Here is a 17,201-nt window from a genome sequence, read left to right on the forward strand (position 1 = left end):
CTAGTCCTTGGGTGCCAGGGCTTTGGCGGCGATGGCCGGGAGGAAGCTGTGGGCTTCCGGGATGTGCGCGTCGCTGACCCGGCGCCGGAACACCCAGTACGTCCACGCCTGGTAGACGAGGACCAGCGGCAGCCCGATGCAGGCGACGATCGTCATCAGCCCGAGGGTGTAGTCCGAGGAGGACGCGTTGGAGATGGTCAGGTTGAAGTCCGGGTTCAGCGTGGACGGCAGCACCACGGGGAAGGCGGCGCCGAAGATCGAGGCGCTGCCCAGCAGCAGGAACGCGCCCAGGGACAGGAACGCGCGGCCCTCGGCGCCCCTGCGGGCGAAGTTCCAGGCCAGGACGGCGGCCACGACGGCGGCGACGACGGCCAGCACGGTCCAGATCTCGCCGCTGAGCAGCTGCAGGCTCACCGCCCAGCCGGCGATCGGCAGCAGGAGCACGGGCAGGAGGCGGACGAACCACTGGCGTGCGCGGTGCCGGACGTCGCCGTCGGTCTTCAGGGCCAGGAAGGCGAGGCCGTGCAGGAGCGAGAACCCGACGACGGCGAGGCCGCCCAGCACGGCGTAGGCGCTGAACCACGCGAACGGGCCGCCTTCACGGTCGCCGTTGGCGTTCAGGGGCAGCCCGGTGGTGGTCAGTGCCAGGGCTGCTCCGACGCCGAAGGCCGCCACGAGGGAGCCGAGCGAGATGGCCCAGTCCCAGCGGGCACGCCACCGCGGGTTGTCGACTTTGCCGCGGTATTCGAAGGCCACGGCGCGGAAGATGAGGGCCACAAGGACCAGGAGCAGCGGCAGGTAGAGCGCGGAGAACAGGGAGGCATACCAGAGCGGGAAAGCCGCGAAGGTGGCACCGCCGGCCGTCAGGAGCCAGACCTCGTTGCCGTCCCAGACCGGGCCGACCGTGTTGAGCAGCACGCGGCGTTCGGTGTCGTTCCGGGCAAAGCCCTTGAACAGCATCCCGACGCCGAGGTCGAAGCCCTCGAGAAAGAGATAGCCCGTCCACAGCACCGCGATGGCGATGAACCAGATGGTGGGAAGCAGTTCCATGCTGAGTATCCTCTGCGTTTCGTGGGGCTTAGTAGGCGAAGGCCAGGACGTCGTCGGCGTCCCCGGGCTTGCCGGGACCGCCGTCCTTGGGTGTGGCGTCCTCGTTCCCGTCGGTGGGGACGCGGGCGAGTTCCGGCATGGCTGCGACCACCCCGCCGCGGATGTACTTGACTAACAGCTTGACCTCGACCACCAGCAGCACTGCGTACACGCTGGTCAGCAAGATGAGGGAGGTCAGGAGCTCGCCGGCCGAGACGCCGGGCGAGACGGCTGCGGCGGTGAACATAAAGACCTGGTCGATCCCGCTGGGATCCGGGTTGGGGGCGACGACGAACGGCTGCCGGCCCATCTCGGTGAAGATCCAGCCGGCAGCGTTGGCTCCGAAGGGTGCCAGGATCCCGAACACGGCCAGCCGCATGAGGCCGCGGGAGGCGGGGACGGTTCCCTTCCGGGTCAGCCAGAGCGCGACCAGCGCGGCGGCTGCCGCCACTGCGCCAAAGCCGATCATCATCCGGAAGCCCCAGTAGGTGACTTCCATGACCGGAACGTACTGGATCTCCTGGCCGGCGCGTTCCCCGTAGATCGGGTTGTCGGGCAGGTGGGTGCCGTAGTCGGCCTTGTACTGGTCCAGCAGGCCATTGACGCCCTTGACCTCGGTGGTGAAGTCCCCCTTGGCGAGGAAAGACAGGATTCCGGGGACCTCGATGACGGCGACGATTTCATCGCAGTTCTTGGAGCCGAGGTTGCCGACGCTCAGGATGGAGAAGCCGGTGCCGTCGTGGCAGGCCGCTTCGGCCGCCGCCATCTTCATGGGCTGCTGTTCGAACATGAGCTTGCCCTGCAGGTCTCCGGTGATGGCGGTGCCGGCGAAGGAAATCATGGCGACGACGGCGCCGATCCGGAGTGAGCGGATCCAGACGGCGTGGTCGGTGCGGTCCCGGCCCGGGATGGCGGCCTCGCCGGGAATGACCCTGCCGTCCGCGCCGATGGTGTCGATCCCGTCGTGGCGGCGGCGCCACAGGTGGTACCAGGCAATGCCCAGCAGGAAGGCGCCGGCGACGGCGAGGGCGCCGAAGAGGGTGTGCGGGACGGCGACGAGGGCGGTGTTGTTGGTGAAGACCGCCCAGGCATCGGTCATCACGGGACGGCCGTTGATCATCTCGACACCGACCGGGTGCTGCATCCAGCTGTTCGCCACGATGATGAAGTAGGCGGAAAAGACCGAACCGATCACGGCGATCCAGAGGCAGGCGAGGTGGATGGCGGGCTTGAGCTGCTTCCAGCCGAAGATCCACAGACCCAGGAAGGTCGACTCCACGAAGAACGCCAGGAGGGCTTCCATGGCCAGCGGCGCGCCGAACACGTCGCCGACGAAACGGCTGTACTCGCTCCATGCCATGCCGAACTGGAACTCCTGCACAATGCCCGTGGCGACACCCATGATGAAGTTGATCAGGAAGAGCTTGCCCCAGAACTTGGTCATCCTGAGGTACTCCGGCTTGCCGGTCCGGTGCCACATCGTCTGGATCACAGCCACGACGAGGCCCAGGCCGATCGTGAGCGGCACCATCATGAAGTGGTAGACCGTGGTGATTCCGAATTGCCACCGTGCGATTTCCAAGGCGTCCAAGGCAGTCCCTAACTTTGCTGGGCGGACAACTTCTACATCATGTAGAAAGATTCTTCTACAGAGTGTAGAACATTGTGGCAGTTCCCTGCACCCAGAGTCCCACGGCGCCCAACGGCCCGCAATGGATTGGCCGGTGACCCGGGAGTGTTGCCGCCCAGCAGGCCATGCGCTTCAGGCCTTCGCAGGCTCCCGGGGAATGTCTATGGGCAGGTCCGGCGACCAGGCGGGGTCGTAGTCGGGATGCTCCCGATGCGAGCCCGCGAGAATGGTGAGCATTGACCTGCGGGCAATGGCAACCGTCCCTTCGGCATCGCTGAGGTCGCTGATCCCTTCGGCGTCGGCAGCTTCCTTCCAGCTGGAAATGATTGCCCGCTGCTGGGCGCACTCGTCCAGCATCAGCTGACCCAGGGAGGCCTTGTCGTGGCCATTAGGAAGGTCGGCTGTCCCCGTGGCGAAAGTCCCCTCCCGGATGGCTGATTCCTGCTCCGCGACGCGCGCTTCCAGAAACTCTACGAGACAGGTCCATTCGGCCCCGTTGGGGCTGGTCATTCTGCGGTTCCGGCCAATTGCTCCTGGACCGTTTCGCTTGTCGAATCCCGGTCCCCGGCCGAAGCCGCCTGGAGGAACAGTTTGCGTGACGCGATTTCAATGCCCAAGGCCGTCGCGGCAATATCCTCAAGCGCATCCTGAATCCACACCACGGCAGTCTCGTTGGCTGGTTCCGCGCCTTGTCCGGAAGCTTGGTCTGCCCGTGACGACGAGTACCGGGCTAGCTTCCCCTTGAGCGTTTTAGCGAGGTCTTCGATCTCTGCCAACAGCTGGTCCCGCCACATTCCGGAATCCAGCCCGTTCCCGCGGCCCCCGGCGGACGACGGCAGCTGGTCAAGACCCGGTTCCTGCCGCCTCCACAGGAATTCGGCAAGCTCAGCCGCCATCACCGGCTGTAGTGCCTGGGCGGTCGGCGCTGGCATTTGCCCGGCGTCATCTGTTTGGACGGCCTGCTGTTCGTTGGCCTTCCAGCGTTCGGGGCGCGGAGGATCCGTGATGTCCAGGGAACGATGGAACGGGTGTACGGAAGCGGCTCGAGGGTTGGGGTTGCCTGGCATCAGTGGAATACTCCTGGATAGTTCGCCGAATATTGGCGCTACCGGGGTCCGGGGCAACACGCTCATTTTGTCTGAACTTGAATCAAGACGGTAGGACGCCGCGGCGGGTCCATGCCGCCGAATCAGCGATGGCAGAAAAAGGGGAGCCGGTGCCCGTCATCCGGCTCCCGATTGGGCAGGCATAAACTGAAGCAAACACCCAGGTGCTTCCATCGCGATTGATGGCACTCCGACCAGGCCGAGGAGGCGCGACCCCATGGCCAGTATTTTGTACCGGACCGTCGAGCGGCACCCCTCTCCGCCGGCGGGAAGCGTCGGCTTCGCGGATTCGACTGGCACGGCTGCCCGGCATGGGTGATGGCACAGACTCAATGGCGGCGGGACTTGATGCTGGCCTGTGCGCCGGGTTCCTCGAATCGTTGCCCATCTCCGGAGCCGCGATCTCAGTGTTCGCCGGCCTGGCGCCGGAGACAATGGTGTGTGCCAGCGATGCCATTTCTGCACGGATCGACGAACTGCAGTTCGACCTGGGTGAAGGCCCGCGCTGGGAAGCCCTGCAAACCCGCAGACCCGTGCTTATGCCGGATGTGCGCCGGGGGCCGCATGGCGCATGGCCGGTCTTTGCAAAATCCCTGGTGGAACTGGATGTGGCGGCACTCTTCGTTTTCCCGCTCACGCTCGGCGCGCTGGATATCGGCGTAGTGGAGCTTTACAGTTCTGAACCCGGCCCCCTTAGCCCGGCGAAGCATTCCATGGCCCTGCAGCTCGCCGACGCCGCAACCTGGCACTTGCTGCGCCAGCTCCTGACCCTTGACCCCGGACACGGCGCTGACGCCCCGCCGGATGGCTCTCCCTTGTCACGGCGCGAGGTACACCAGGCCACCGGTATGGTCCTGGCACAAAGCGGAACGACTGCCCGGGACGCACTCCTGCTGATCCGGGCACACGCATTTGCCCATGGACGTACCGTCAGGGAGGTCGCCCGGGACGTGGTCAGCCGATGCCTTGACTTCAGCCCCGAACGCGGCTCAGCCGGGCGAGTGCAGTAGAATCCGAATATGGCGATGATAGGCCGCGCCGGACGCGTGAGTGCCGCATTCGTCAAGATAGCGGACACACTCGTGGCGGACTATGACGTCTTCGACCTCCTCCACACACTGGTGGATGAATCAGTCGGCATTCTTGACGCCGCCGCCGCAGGACTCGTTCTGGTCGACCCGGATGGAGACCTCCAGGTAATGGCCTCGACGAGCGAGGAAAGCCAACTGGTGGAAGTCCTCCAGCTCGAGGCTGGTGCCGGTCCGTGCGTGGACTGCTACCGGACCGGAGCCGTGGTAGCCATCGATGACATCGCAACGCAGGGCTCCCGATGGCCCCTGTTCCAGTCCTCTGCACTCTCCCAGGGATTCCGGTCCCTGCACGCCGTCCCCATGCGCCTGCGCAGCCGGACCATCGGCGCCTTGAACCTTTTTGGCCACGAGGTCGGTCCCCTCACCGCCGACGACGCCGCCATTGCCCAAGCCTTCGCCGACGTGGCAACCATCACCCTCCTGCAGGAACGCGCCGCGAGGGAAAGCGCCCTGATCAACGAACAGCTGCAGCGTGCCCTCAACAGCCGCATCCTGATCGAACAGGCCAAGGGCGTCATTGCCCACACTTCCAAGGTCGACATGAATGCGGCATTCGCGCTGCTGCGCGGCTATGCCCGCGCCCACAACCAGACCATCTACGAAACAGCGGACAAGATCATCAACCGCAGAATTACCCTTTAGCCCACGGAGCAATGGCTCCAGCTGGCTCATCGATTGTCGCCTCGCTGCTCCCTCGCCCGCTCCACCGGCGCACTCCCGGCTGATGCATAGTCGGCCGGCCTTTCAGCGTCGGGCAATCCGGCAGGCAGCGATCAAACGGGCGACACGGGCCAGCACTTCTACCTCATGTAGAAACTATCCGCAAAACACGGTAAATTTAAGACTGAGGTATTCACAGACCGCCCGCAGAGTCGATTGGCCGGAGCGGCATTTACGAAGGACGTACGGAATGGCAAGTCTCGGTGAACTGGAACGGGCAGTGATGGATCTGCTCTGGGCAGGCCATGAGGCTGCAACAGCAAACACCTTGCGGGACCTGCTCGCACAGAGTACACGCGCCGAAAACGGCACCGCAGGACACGAGGGCAAGGATCTGGCCGTCACGACGGTACTGACCGTGCTCTCCCGCCTTGAACGCAAAGGCCTGGTCGAGCGTGAACGCGGCACCCGCCCGCACCGCTACCAGGCAGTCTCCAGCCGCGAGGACCACACCGCTGAACTGATGCACGAGGTTCTGGGCTCCGCACCGGACCGCGAGGCGGTGCTGGCGCGCTTTATTGGTTCCGTCACCGATACCGAGGCAGAAACGCTGCGCAAGCTGCTGGGACTCAGCTAGCGCCCGATGTTCTGGACCTCATGGTTTCTGGCGGTCCTCGCGATAGTGCTGGCCTGGCCGGTGCCTGTCCTGCTTTCGCGCGCCCAGTGGCCGGCGCGTTCGCCGTTCACAGCCATGCTGCTGTGGCAGGCGATCGCCCTCGCCGGCGGGCTGTCCATGATCGGCGCCATGCTGGTCTACGGCCTGGAGCCGGTCGGAGACAACCTGCTGGCCGGCCTGCGCGCCCTTGCCGGGATGGTCTTCAACAACGCGCCCACCACCGCGCTGGGCTTCTGGCACATTTTCGCGCTGTCTGCCGCGGCCCTGCTGACGGCCCACCTGGTGTTCACCCTGCTGCTGACCTACTACAAGATCCAGCGCCAGCGGCGGCGCCACCGCGAACTGCTGGCGCTGCTCGCCTCACCCTCCGCCGACGGCCCTCGGACCATGGTGATCAATGTCGACTCGCCCGTCGCGTACTGCCTGCCCGGAGGCGCCCGCTCGGTCACCGTCCTCTCCGACGGTCTTATGGCGGCCCTCGAACCCGCCGAACTCCGTGCGGTCCTGAACCATGAGAACGCCCACCTGGACCAGCGCCACCATCTGCTGCTCTGGGCCTTTGCAGCCTGGCGGCAAGCCCTTCCGTGGCTGCCCACCACCCGCCTGGCGCAGGAGGCGGTTAGCTCGCTGATCGAGATGCTCGCCGACGACGTCGCGCTGAGAACCGAAAGCAAGGCGACATTGATCAAGGCGATCGCGATTGTCGCCAGCGGCTCCGCCGGCGCCCCCGGCGCACGGATGGCCTTCGGCGAGCCGGAACTGTCCGACGTCGAACCCGGCCAGCCGGGTGCCACCGGCGGCGCCGGTTCGGCCCGGACGACGGCGTCGCGCGTCAGCCGCCTGCTCTCCCCGCAGCCGCCGCTCCCGGAACCCCTGCGCGCGGCTGTGCTGGCCGCATGCCTGCTGCTGCTCGCGGTCCCGACGGCACTGCTGATTGTTCCCGGCATGCTGGGCTAACTCCCCTCGGCGGAGGCGGCAGCGGCGGCCGCCGCCGCCGAAGGCAGCGCACACAAGACGCGGGGCCGCCCCACCCTCAGGCGGGGCGGCCCGCGTCTGTTGTACCGCTGCACTGCCGCCGCCAGTGGCTACTTGATCAGCTTGTTGGCCTTGTACTCGAGGTCCACGTTGCCGGTACCGTTGCCCTTGGTGGTGCCATTGACTGTCGAGGTGGTCATCGCGAAGGTGAGCGTGGAGTGGGCAATCGCGTCCGCCATTTGCTCCAGCACTGTGTCGTTCACCCTGTCGATGGTGTCGCACGCCTGGTGGTAGCAGGAATCGTGGGCCACACCGGCAGTGCCGCCGAAGACGGCCGCCTCGTCAGCGGTTTTCAGGTCTTCCGCACCGGTGAACAGTCCTCCGGCCGGGATGCCGTTGTTGATGAAACCGAAGTAGTCGGATCTCCCGTCGAAGGCGGTCGGCACAACGGGCAGGTTCTGGGACTTGAAGTAGTCCAGGAAGACCTTCTCCACCAACGCGGAACCGTTGGGGCCCTTTTCGCCGAATGCCGAGCCGTCGCCGTCTTACACGTAGCGGACAAAGTTTGGCGAGCCCACCATGTCGAAGTTGAGGTTGACGGCATGGTCCTTGATCTGGCGCGCCGTGAGCTGGGAGACATAGTAATCCGAGCCGATCAGCCCGGCCTCTTCCCGCCCCAGAAGGCGAAGCGCACCCGGTTCGTCAGGGCCGGGCTGCCGGGCTTCTTGAGCTGGATCGCGGTTTCCAGGATGGAGGCCGTGCCGGTGCCGTTGTCGTTGATGCCGGGCCCTTCGGGCACCGAGTCCAGGTGCGCGCCCACCAGGACGGTCCGGTCCGCACGGCCGCCGGTATCGGCCAGGATGTTGAAGGACGCGGTCTGGGTGATAGTGGCGTCGACGGCGAGGTGCATCACGGCGTTTTGCAGCCCGGCGAGTTCGGAGCCGTTGTCGAAGCTCGTGCTGACCACCGGGATGGCCGGCTGCGGCGCGCCGAGGGTGCCGCCAAACAGACCGAGGCGGTCTTCGCCGGGGACGGCGTTGCCCTGGTTGAAGATGATGGCTCCCGCGGCCCCGGCGGCGGCGGCGTTGTCCGCCTTGATCCGGAACGTGCAGGTGCCGCGCTGGATCAGCGCGATGTTCCCCGGTGTGAAGCCGGCAAAGTCGCCCGCTTCGCAGCCGCTGGTCGACGCACGGTCACCGGCCAAATTGATGTCCACGGCCGACACGGGGGCGGTGATGTCCCCCTCGCCGGAGTAGTCCATGTCGAGGAAGCCGTCCCCGTAGGCATAGGCCTTGGGCGTCGGCGACACCCGTTCCAGCGTGGCTCCAACGGTGGCGTACTGTTCGTACGTGAACGGCTGCCGGACCGTCATGTAGCCGGCCGCCGCGAGCTTCGTTTCGATGTACCGGGCGGAGGCCTCGTAGCCTGGGGTTCCCGCCGCACGGTTGCCGCCGTTGGCGGTCGCGATGGCCTGGAGGGCTTGCAGGTGTGCCTTGATGTTTGGGGCCGACACCGCCGAACGCAGGGCTTCCGAGCTGGTTCCGGTTGCTGCAAGGGCCGGAGGCGCGAAGCTGACCGCCAGTCCGATCGTGGCGGCGATGGCCGCGCGCTGGATATTCCGAGTTTGCCTCATAGGGGTCTCCTGGATTCGTGCTGCGGAATCCGGCTCCGGGCGTCATTGCCCGGAGCCGTGAGACGACACTATCGGAACGAGTCAGTACGGTTTAGAGGGCATTTAGGCACTGGCGCAAATGCCCCGCGACGCGGAGGATGCGGGCCGCAGCAGCCCTCGTGCGCCTGGCGTCAGGCGTCGATGCGCTCCCGGTCCAGGCTCGCCGCGCCGGCGATGATGAAGTCCTTGCGGGGCGCGACGTCGGATCCCATCAGGAGGTCAAAGGTCTCTTCGGCGTCCTTGGCATTTTCGATGCCGACCTTGCGCAGGGTGCGGTGCCGCGGGTCCATGGTGGTTTCGGCCAGCTGCTCCGCGTCCATCTCGCCCAGGCCCTTATAGCGCTGGATCGGTTCCTTGTACCGCTTGCCGTCCTTGGCGAGCCGGTCCAGCAGGACGTGCAGTTCAGCCTCGGAGTAGGTGTAGATCATCTCGTTGGCCTTCTGGCCGGCGTTGATGACCTCCACCCGGTGCAGCGGCGGCACGGCAGCGAAGACCCGGCCCTGCTCAATCATCGGCCGCATGTAGCGGAAAAACAGCGTCAGCAGGAGCGTGCGGATGTGGGCGCCGTCGACGTCGGCGTCAGTCATCAGGATGACCTTGCCGTACCGGGCGGCGCTGATGTCGAAGCTCCGGCCGGAGCCCGCGCCCACGACCTGGATGAGGGCCGCACACTCGGCATTGGAAAGCATGTCGCCCACCGAGGCCTTCTGCACGTTGAGGATCTTGCCGCGGATGGGAAGCAGCGCCTGGAAGTCGGAAGAGCGTGCCAGCTTGGCGGTTCCGAGCGCCGAGTCGCCTTCGACAATGAACAGTTCGGAGCGGGCGACGTCGTCCGTGCGGCAGTCCGCGAGCTTGGTGGGCATGGAGGACGTTTCCAGGGCGTTTTTGCGCCGCTGGGTCTCCTTGTGGACGCGCGCGGAGATGCGCGACTTCATCTCGCTGACGATCTTTTCCAGCAGCAGCGCCGACTGGGCCTTGTCGTTCCGGTGGGACGAGGTCAGCTTGGCGTTGATCTCCTGTTCCACCACCTTGGCGACGATGGCCCGCACGGCGGAGGTGCCCAGGATTTCCTTGGTCTGGCCCTCGAACTGTGGTTCGGCAAGCCGGACGGTGAGGACGGCGGTAAGTCCCGCGAAGATGTCGTCCTTTTCGATCTTGTCGTTGCCGGCCTTGAGCTTCCGGGCATTGGTTTCGACGGCTTTGCGGAAGGTCTTCAGGAGCGCCTGTTCGAAGCCGGCCTGGTGGGTGCCGCCCTTGGGGGTGGAGATGATGTTGACGAAAGTGCGCACGGTGCTGTCGTAGCCGATGCCCCAGCGAAGCGCGACGTCGACCTCGCAGTCCCGTTCGACCTCGGTGAGCTGGCTGTGGCCCTTCTCATCGATGACCGGGACAGTTTCCTTGAACTTGCCGGCGCCATGCAGCCGCCAGATGTCCGTGACGGCAGGGTCTGCGGCGAGGTACTCAACGAACTCGGAGATGCCGCCGTCGTGGTGGAACACTTCCTCATGCGGGCCGGACTCGCCCGGGGTGCCGGGGAGCTTGCGCTCGTCCCGGACGGTGAGCTTCAGGCCGGGGACCAGGAAGGAGGTCTGGCGGGCGCGGGCGGCCAGTTCGTCGTAGGAGAACTTGGCGTCCGGGGTGAAGATCTGCCGGTCCGCCCAGTAGCGGATCCGTGTGCCGGTGACGCCGCGCTTGGTCTTGCCCACGATGTCCAGGACGGACCCGTCGACGAAGGGCGCGAAGACCGAAGCCGGGTCGGGCCTGGTGCCGGTGTCCTTGAAGCGGCCGGGCTCGCCACGGCGGAAGGACATCTTGTAGGTCTTGCCGCCGCGGTCGACTTCCACGTCAAGCCGGGCGGACAGGGCATTGACAACGGATGCGCCGACGCCGTGCAGTCCGCCGGAGGCGGTGTAGGAACCGCCGCCGAACTTGCCGCCGGCGTGCAGCTTGGTGAAGACAACCTCGACGCCGCTCAGCCCGGTTTTCGGTTCGATGTCCACCGGGACGCCGCGTCCGTCGTCGTGGATCTCCACCGAGTTGTCCGCGTGCAGGATGATTTTGATGTCATGGCCAAAGCCGGCGAGGGCCTCGTCGACGGAGTTGTCGATGATTTCCCAGAGGCAGTGCATGAGTCCGCGGGAATCGGTGGAACCGATGTACATCCCCGGGCGCTTTCGGACGGCCTCGAGGCCCTCCAGCACGGAGAGATGCCGGGCGGTGTAATCAGAACTTGGGGCCACGGGGCGGAAACTCCTTCAGGAACGGGACCGTCGCCATTGGACGGGCAAAGCATTTTGGCGCTCTTCCTAGGGTAGTCGGAGTGCCGCCGTCCGGCGTGCTGCCACTCCCCCGTAGCCCGACGCGCCGGACGCCGTTATCGAGACGTGATACGCGTACAGCGAAAGTGGCCCATCCAAGCCATGGATTCGCCGCGAATGCTGGTTATATAGGTATACCGATCTACCAAGGAGGCCGAACATGACAACAGCAGTTGCGGACCGCACACTCAGCACCGTCGACCGGTGCGATCGTTGCGGAGCACAGGCATATGTCCGGGTTGTTCTCGGCGCCTCCGGGGGTGAGCTTCTTTTCTGCGGCCACCACGCCCGCGCCGTGGAGCCGACGCTACGGCCGCTCAGCTCAGACTGGCACGACGAGACTGGACGCCTTCACGAGAAGCCGCCGGTCCCGGTCGACTAGACCATTTGAGAAAGGCCCCTCCGAATCCGGAGGGGCCTTTCCGCTTTAACGAACAACGCGGGGTCACTTCCCGCCCATCCTCCGAAGATGATGGGCGGGAAGTGACCCCGCGTTGTGTGGTACCTGCCTAGTCCAGGTAGTCCCGGAGGACCTGGGACCGCGACGGGTGCCGCAGCTTGGACATGGTCTTGGATTCGATCTGGCGGATCCGCTCGCGCGTGACGCCGTAGACCTTGCCGATTTCGTCTAACGTCTTCGGCTGTCCGTCGGTCAGGCCGAAGCGCATCGCGACCACACCGGCCTCCCGTTCGGAGAGCGTGTCCAGCACCGAGTGCAGCTGTTCCTGCAGCAGGGTGAAGCTCACCGCGTCAGCCGGGACCACGGCCTCGGAGTCCTCGATGAGGTCACCGAATTCCGAGTCACCGTCCTCGCCCAGCGGGGTGTGCAGCGAGATCGGCTCACGGCCGTACTTCTGGACCTCGACGACCTTTTCGGGCGTCATGTCCAGTTCGAGGGCCAGCTCTTCCGGCGTAGGTTCGCGGCCGAGGTCCTGCAGCATCTGGCGCTGCACGCGGGCCAGCTTGTTGATGACTTCCACCATGTGCACCGGGATGCGGATGGTGCGGGCCTGGTCGGCCATGGCGCGGGTGATGGCCTGGCGGATCCACCACGTGGCGTAAGTGGAGAACTTGAAGCCCTTGGTGTAATCGAACTTCTCGACCGCACGGATCAAGCCCAGGTTGCCTTCCTGGATCAGGTCCAGGAACAGCATGCCGCGGCCGGTGTAGCGCTTGGCCAGTGAGACCACGAGGCGAAGGTTGGCCTCCAGCAGGTGGTTCTTGGCGCGTTTGCCGTCGTGGATGACGAATTCGAGCTCGCGCTTGAGCTTCGGATCCATGGTTCCGTCGTCGGCGTTGATTTTCTCCTCGGCAAAGAGGCCGGCCTCGATGCGCAGGGCGAGGTCGACTTCCTGCTCGGCGTTCAGCAGGGCGACCTTGCCGATCTGCTTCAGGTAGTCCTTGACGGGGTCGGCGGTGGCGCCGGCGGACATGACCTGCTGCACGGGGGCGTCGTCGTCGTCGGCGTCGGAGTAGACAAAGCCGGAGCCGGTGGCGGCTGCTGCCTTGGCCGGGATCTCCTCGCCGTCCTCACCGATCTCAACGGCCTCGACCACAACGTCGTCGAGGTCAACCTCGACATCCTCATCGGTGTCGTCGTCGCCGTTGGCGGCCTTGCCGGCGGCTTGCGCCGCGGCCTTGGCGCCGGGCTTGGGCCCGCGCTTTTTGGGTTCAGGCTTGGCGACTGCCGACGCGGTGCTGTCGCCTCCGGCCAAGGCGGCGTCTTTGACAGCCTTGTTGGCGGCACGCGTGGCGGCGCGTTTGGCGCTCGTCGCCGCCTTCTTCTCCTCGGGGGACAATACGGCCTGGTCGGCGGGTTCCTTCTTCGCGGAAGACGGGGTCACAGAAAACCTTTCTAGCGGCGGTCTGTGGAATCACCATACGGGCAACACCACTATGACCCTGTCAAGTCCGTGTTTCACATCAGGTGCAATCACGACCAGCAGAGCCACTAAGTAGAACTCCTGGGGCGACCGTAATGTTCCTTGTTTCCAAGGTCGATTGCGAGCACTTAATACACGGACCCAACCGGGTCTCGGCAACCATTGTCTCACGATTTTCGCAATCGGCACCGACCCGCGGTGCAGGCGCCGCAATATCCGCCGCCGGGACCATGGCGCCACTGTCCCGGCCCTGCGGTGGCTTGGCGTCAGGCCACGTCCGGCTCGAACCGCTGCCAGGCGGCCTCCCTTCGGCCCGCCCAGCCGCAGAGCGTCCCGCGGCGGACCAGTTCTGCCAGCAGCTCCGCCAGCCGGTAGCCGGGGTGTTCCTCGTCCGCGCGGCTGAACAGCGCATCGGCGAACGATCCTTTGCCGCGGCACCATTCAATCCAGCCCCGCCCGGTCAGTGCGGCAGCGCCCGCTTCGCCGCCAGCCGCGCCCAGCTGCACCAGCACCCGCTCCAGGCAAGCCATCACGGTCCAGTCCGGCAGCGGAGGCGCCAGACCCAGGAGGACCTCGCCGTAGCCGGACACCTCCGGAGGTTCATGACCGGGGCGGCCCCGGCCCCGGGGCGGGAAACCTTCGAGCGGCGGCAAGGGAGCCAGCGGGCGGCCGGAGTGTCCGGATACAGGCAGCGAACCGCCCCATCCGGAATCCGGTGCCGCGCCGTCGAACACCCCGAAGTCCTCGGCGCCGCGCTCCGCCGCCTCCGCCCCTGCGGCCGCCATTACCAGCACCGCGTCGCGCCAGGCCGGGACGCACAGGGTCGCGCGGAGGTAGCCGGTGAGCGTCGCCGTCAGTCTGGGGCCCGGCGCCGGGGCGTGCAGCACCCGCGTCCACACGTCCAGGACCTGGCCGAACTGGCGCCTGTCCCGCGTACGGACCGAAAACAGCTGTGCCCAGTCCCGCTGAGCCTCCAGCACGGCGGGATCCGGCTCACCCGACGCCATCGCGGGCGGTTCGGTGCCGGGGGCCGGCCCGACAGTACTGCCGCGGAAGATCATCTCGGCGTTGAGCCTGCTGTTCCTGATCTCCTCCACGGGACGCCCGGGCGGAGCGCAGCACGAAGGGTCCACGCAATAGGCGTTGCGCCAGTAGTCGGCGCCGACCAGCCAGGCGTCCCGCACGGGCATGCCGGCGTCGGCCAGCGCATTCTCGAGCTCCGCCAGGAGCGTGGCCCACGGCGCGCCGTCCCCGTCGGCTTCGGTAAAGAAGGCCAGCAGCGAGCCATCCGCCACGTCGTCGGCCTCGAGGTAGGACGCCACGGAACGGGCGAAGCCTGCCGGTCCGGCCGAACCGGACCAGTCGGGGCTGCCGGCGTCACCGGGGAGGTCCACCCGAAGCGTGGCTCCGAGCCGTTTGCCCTGCATGGTCATGGCCACGAGACTGTGGGCCGGCCAGTAGCCCAGGGAATGCGGGATGAACCCGAGGATGTCCTCCGGGCCGGTGATTCTCAGGTGATCGGGGGCTGTCATAAGGCCAGCCTCGCTGCCCCCGGGGGCCCGCGTTAGTGCCGGACTATCCTATGTGGACAACCCGCAGCCCGCGAATCAGGGCGTGCGGCGCCGCTCCGCGCTGAGTCGGCGCTGTTCGGCGAGTGCCGCCAGCAGCGGGGGGACTACAACGCCCTGGGCCGCCATCTGCTTCCGGACTTTCCGGCGGATGACCACGATGGCTCCCGCCCCGCCTGCCAGCAGCACGAACTGCACACTCAGCGCGATCCGGAACGGATCGAGCCCGTACAGCTCGCCCTGTGAGAATCCGCTGGCGTGCAGAACGTCAAGGACCAGGCCGATCAGGTAGATGGCAATGAGGGAGGCGATGAAGCCGCCCACGTTCACGATCCCGGTCGCAGTGCCGATCCGGTGGGCCGGGTTAAAAGTGCGGGCGAAGTCGAAGCCGATCATGGAGCCGGGGCCGCCGATGGCGAGCACCACCACCAGCCCGGCCAGCAGCCACAGCGGGGAGCGTCCCGGGATGAGCAGCACTGCAGCCCAGGCGACGGCAGTAGCGGCGGAGATCAGCAGCACCATGGTGGAGCGCCGGAGCGGGTGGCGTGCAACGAAGCTGCCCATCAGCGGCCCGGCGGCGATGGCCGTGGCCACGTACAGCGTCATCAGTGCCGAAACGGTGGGTCCGTCCAGGCCCTGGGCGGAGATCAGGAACGGGTAGCCCCACGTCATGGCGAAGACGGTGCCGCTGAACTGGACGGTGAAGTGGCTCCAGAGGCCCAGCCGGGTGCCGGGCTGCCGCCAGGCGCGCGACAGCGAGACCCCCGTGGCGCGCAGCCCCTGGGACGGTTCCGGTGCCGGGTGCCCGGGTGGCCGGTCCTGGAGCAGGACCAGCACGAGCACCACGGCGAGGGCTGACATGGCCGCGAGCGTCAGGAACGCGGGGGTCCAGCCGGCGAGGTGCAGGATCATGGCGAACGGCACCACGCTGAAGAGCTGGCCCAGCTGCCCGGACATCCCGGTGAGCTGGGTGAGCAACGGGACACGGGTGGGGACGAACCAGATCGGGATCAGCCGGATCACCGAGATGAAGGTCATGGCGTCCCCGGCACCGACCAGCACCCGGCCCAGCACGCCTCCCGGGATGTTTTCCGCAAAGGCCAGCTGGAGCTGCCCCAGCCCCATCAGGAGGGCGCCGCCGGCGATCATGGCCCGGGAACCGAACCTGTCCACGAGGATGCCGACCGGAATCTGCAGGGCTGCGTAGACGAGGAGCTGCAGGACGGTGAAGAAGGAAATTTCGGCCGCGCTGGCCTGGAAGCGCTCCGTGGCCTCCAGTCCCACTACGCCAAAGGAGGTGCGCTGGCTGACCGCCACGAGGTACGCGAAGACCCCGACGATCCAGATCAGCCAGGCGCGGGGTGAAGTCACCCCTCCATTATGCCCAGTCGACAGAAAAATAGTATTTATTCGCCGGGTTGTTCACGGGCCAGGTAGGCCTCGACGGCGGCACCGAGGGCATCCGCGTTGGGCAGCTGGTCGTTCTCGTCGGCGAGCAGGGACCGGCGCACGGTGCCTTCGGCGTTCTCGTCGTACCGGGTTTCGAGCCGCGAGACCACCTGCTGCACGTCCTCCGACGCGTCAATCTGCTCGGCGATCTGGCGCCCGACTTCCCGGCCGGCTTCGCGGAGCCGGTCGGCGGGCAGCATTAGCGAGGTGGCCGCGCCCAGGTATTCGAGTCCGGCGACGGCCGCCGTCGGGTATTCCGCTTCGGCAAGGTAGTGCGGCACATGCATCACGTAGCCGGCGACGTTGCGCCCGGCGTCCGTCAGCCGCAGTTCAAGGAGGTGGCCGACGGCGGCGGGCACCTCGACGGTGGGCTTCCACACCGAGATGCCCTCGATGAGGTCCGGTCGGTTGCCGTGGACCGTCACTCCGACGGGCCGGGTGTGCGGTACGGGCATGGGGATGGAATGGATCCACGTGACGAGGTTGACGTCCAGGTCCTCGACGATGCCCACGACGGCGCGCGCGAACCGCTCCCATTGCAGGTCCGGTTCAAACCCGGCCAGGAACAGGAACGGGCTGCCAAGCCCGTCCACCAGCCGGTACAGTGCCAGGCGCGGCGCCTGGTAGTCCTGCAGATGGTCCTCGACGAAACTGATCTGCGGGCGGCGGGAGCGGTAGTCGATCAGCTGGTCGGCGTCGAACTCGGCCACCATCGTGGAATCCAGCGTGTCCAGCAGTTCGGCGGTGATCTGCCTGACGACGTGTCCTGCATCGGCAAATCCGGTGAAGCCCATGACGAGGTTCAGACCGCGCAGTTCGGGGCTGCGGAACAGCGCGTCATCACGCCGGTACAGCGATTCGGGGTCCAGCAGGGAGCCGGAAATCCGTTCAAGCACGGCATGTTCCTTTCGTCGTAGTCAGTGGGGGTCGTAGTCAGCGGGGGCAGCCGGGCGCGCCCTGCCGGGCGGCGGCGCCGATATCGGGTATAACACGCCGGAGGACGGGCGCATTCCTCATCGGGGTGTGCTCCAGCTCTCATTCAATTGAACACCCATGCCGGGGAGAGACTACGATCGGAGCTGGC

15 protein-coding genes and 1 pseudogene are annotated in these 17,201 nt (G+C 66.5%); 5 read left to right on the forward strand and 11 right to left on the reverse strand.

All coding sequences use genetic code 11. The features are described from left to right. The 4 genes from cydB to GXK59_RS09960 form a co-directional block, all read right to left on the reverse strand. Entirely contained in the window at positions 1 to 1,050 is a 1,050-nt protein-coding gene (gene cydB, locus GXK59_RS09945) for a cytochrome d ubiquinol oxidase subunit II (protein ID WP_160666401.1), read from the reverse strand. A gap of 28 nt (positions 1,051 to 1,078) precedes the next feature. Next, entirely contained in the window at positions 1,079 to 2,680 is a 1,602-nt protein-coding gene (locus GXK59_RS09950) for a cytochrome ubiquinol oxidase subunit I (RefSeq protein ID WP_160666403.1), read from the reverse strand. Positions 2,681 to 2,851: 171 nt separating this feature from the next. Further along, a complete protein-coding gene (locus GXK59_RS09955; protein ID WP_160666405.1) occupies positions 2,852 to 3,229 on the reverse strand; it encodes a DUF6221 family protein in 378 nt (125 codons plus the stop codon). After that, the gene (locus GXK59_RS09960; protein WP_160666407.1) at positions 3,226 to 3,495 is read right to left on the reverse strand and encodes a hypothetical protein; all 270 of its coding nucleotides are present in this window, start codon (positions 3,493 to 3,495) and stop codon (positions 3,226 to 3,228) included. The genes GXK59_RS09955 and GXK59_RS09960 overlap by 4 nt, the downstream gene beginning before the upstream one ends. A gap of 641 nt (positions 3,496 to 4,136) precedes the next feature. Between GXK59_RS09960 and GXK59_RS09965 the strand changes: the two genes are divergently transcribed. The 4 genes from GXK59_RS09965 to GXK59_RS09980 all read left to right on the forward strand — a co-directional run bounded on the left by GXK59_RS09965 (position 4,137) and on the right by GXK59_RS09980 (position 7,209). Beyond that, the gene (locus GXK59_RS09965) at positions 4,137 to 4,835 is read left to right on the forward strand and encodes a GAF and ANTAR domain-containing protein (protein WP_202129105.1); all 699 of its coding nucleotides are present in this window, start codon (positions 4,137 to 4,139) and stop codon (positions 4,833 to 4,835) included. 9 nt (positions 4,836 to 4,844) lie between these two features. Beyond that, complete coding sequence (locus tag GXK59_RS09970; protein WP_160666409.1) at positions 4,845 to 5,558, forward strand: GAF and ANTAR domain-containing protein; 714 nt, start codon at positions 4,845 to 4,847, stop codon at positions 5,556 to 5,558. A gap of 268 nt (positions 5,559 to 5,826) precedes the next feature. Continuing rightward, positions 5,827 to 6,213 carry a BlaI/MecI/CopY family transcriptional regulator gene (locus GXK59_RS09975; protein ID WP_024368330.1) on the forward strand — a complete coding sequence of 129 codons (387 nt, stop codon included), beginning with the start codon at positions 5,827 to 5,829 and terminating at the stop codon, positions 6,211 to 6,213. Between the two features lie 6 nt (positions 6,214 to 6,219). Further along, positions 6,220 to 7,209, forward strand: coding sequence for a M56 family metallopeptidase (locus tag GXK59_RS09980; RefSeq protein ID WP_160666411.1), 990 nt, complete (start codon positions 6,220 to 6,222; stop codon positions 7,207 to 7,209). Between the two features lie 128 nt (positions 7,210 to 7,337). Here GXK59_RS09980 and GXK59_RS20460 read toward each other — a convergent pair whose 3' ends face one another. From GXK59_RS20460 to GXK59_RS09990, 3 genes and pseudogenes are all read right to left on the reverse strand, one after another. After that, positions 7,338 to 7,721 carry a M28 family peptidase gene (locus GXK59_RS20460; RefSeq protein ID WP_202129106.1) on the reverse strand — a complete coding sequence of 128 codons (384 nt, stop codon included), beginning with the start codon at positions 7,719 to 7,721 and terminating at the stop codon, positions 7,338 to 7,340. A 51-nt stretch (positions 7,722 to 7,772) separates the two neighbouring features. Then, positions 7,773 to 8,860, reverse strand: a pseudogene (locus tag GXK59_RS20695) (M28 family peptidase). Between the two features lie 170 nt (positions 8,861 to 9,030). Further along, positions 9,031 to 11,139 carry a DNA gyrase/topoisomerase IV subunit B gene (locus GXK59_RS09990; RefSeq protein WP_160666413.1) on the reverse strand — a complete coding sequence of 703 codons (2,109 nt, stop codon included), beginning with the start codon at positions 11,137 to 11,139 and terminating at the stop codon, positions 9,031 to 9,033. Between the two features lie 238 nt (positions 11,140 to 11,377). Here GXK59_RS09990 and GXK59_RS09995 point away from each other — a divergent pair, with 238 nt between their 5' ends. Continuing rightward, positions 11,378 to 11,599, forward strand: a complete 222-nt coding sequence (locus GXK59_RS09995; protein WP_160666415.1) for a DUF7455 domain-containing protein — start codon at positions 11,378 to 11,380, stop codon at positions 11,597 to 11,599. 127 nt (positions 11,600 to 11,726) lie between these two features. Here the strand turns inward: GXK59_RS09995 and GXK59_RS10000 are convergent, their stop codons facing one another. The 4 genes from GXK59_RS10000 to GXK59_RS10015 all read right to left on the reverse strand — a co-directional run bounded on the left by GXK59_RS10000 (position 11,727) and on the right by GXK59_RS10015 (position 17,013). Next, positions 11,727 to 13,061 carry an RNA polymerase sigma factor gene (locus GXK59_RS10000; RefSeq protein WP_024368325.1) on the reverse strand — a complete coding sequence of 445 codons (1,335 nt, stop codon included), beginning with the start codon at positions 13,059 to 13,061 and terminating at the stop codon, positions 11,727 to 11,729. A 305-nt stretch (positions 13,062 to 13,366) separates the two neighbouring features. Further along, a complete protein-coding gene (locus GXK59_RS10005) occupies positions 13,367 to 14,632 on the reverse strand; it encodes a DUF4192 family protein (protein WP_160666417.1) in 1,266 nt (421 codons plus the stop codon). Between the two features lie 75 nt (positions 14,633 to 14,707). Next, positions 14,708 to 16,039, reverse strand: a complete 1,332-nt coding sequence (locus GXK59_RS10010) for an MFS transporter (protein ID WP_160666419.1) — start codon at positions 16,037 to 16,039, stop codon at positions 14,708 to 14,710. Between the two features lie 35 nt (positions 16,040 to 16,074). Beyond that, positions 16,075 to 17,013 carry a proteasome assembly chaperone family protein gene (locus tag GXK59_RS10015; protein WP_160666421.1) on the reverse strand — a complete coding sequence of 313 codons (939 nt, stop codon included), beginning with the start codon at positions 17,011 to 17,013 and terminating at the stop codon, positions 16,075 to 16,077. Positions 17,014 to 17,201: the final 188 nt, after the last annotated feature.

This window comes from Pseudarthrobacter sp. ATCC 49987, from assembly GCF_009928425.1.
GTDB lineage: Bacteria > Actinomycetota > Actinomycetes > Actinomycetales > Micrococcaceae > Arthrobacter.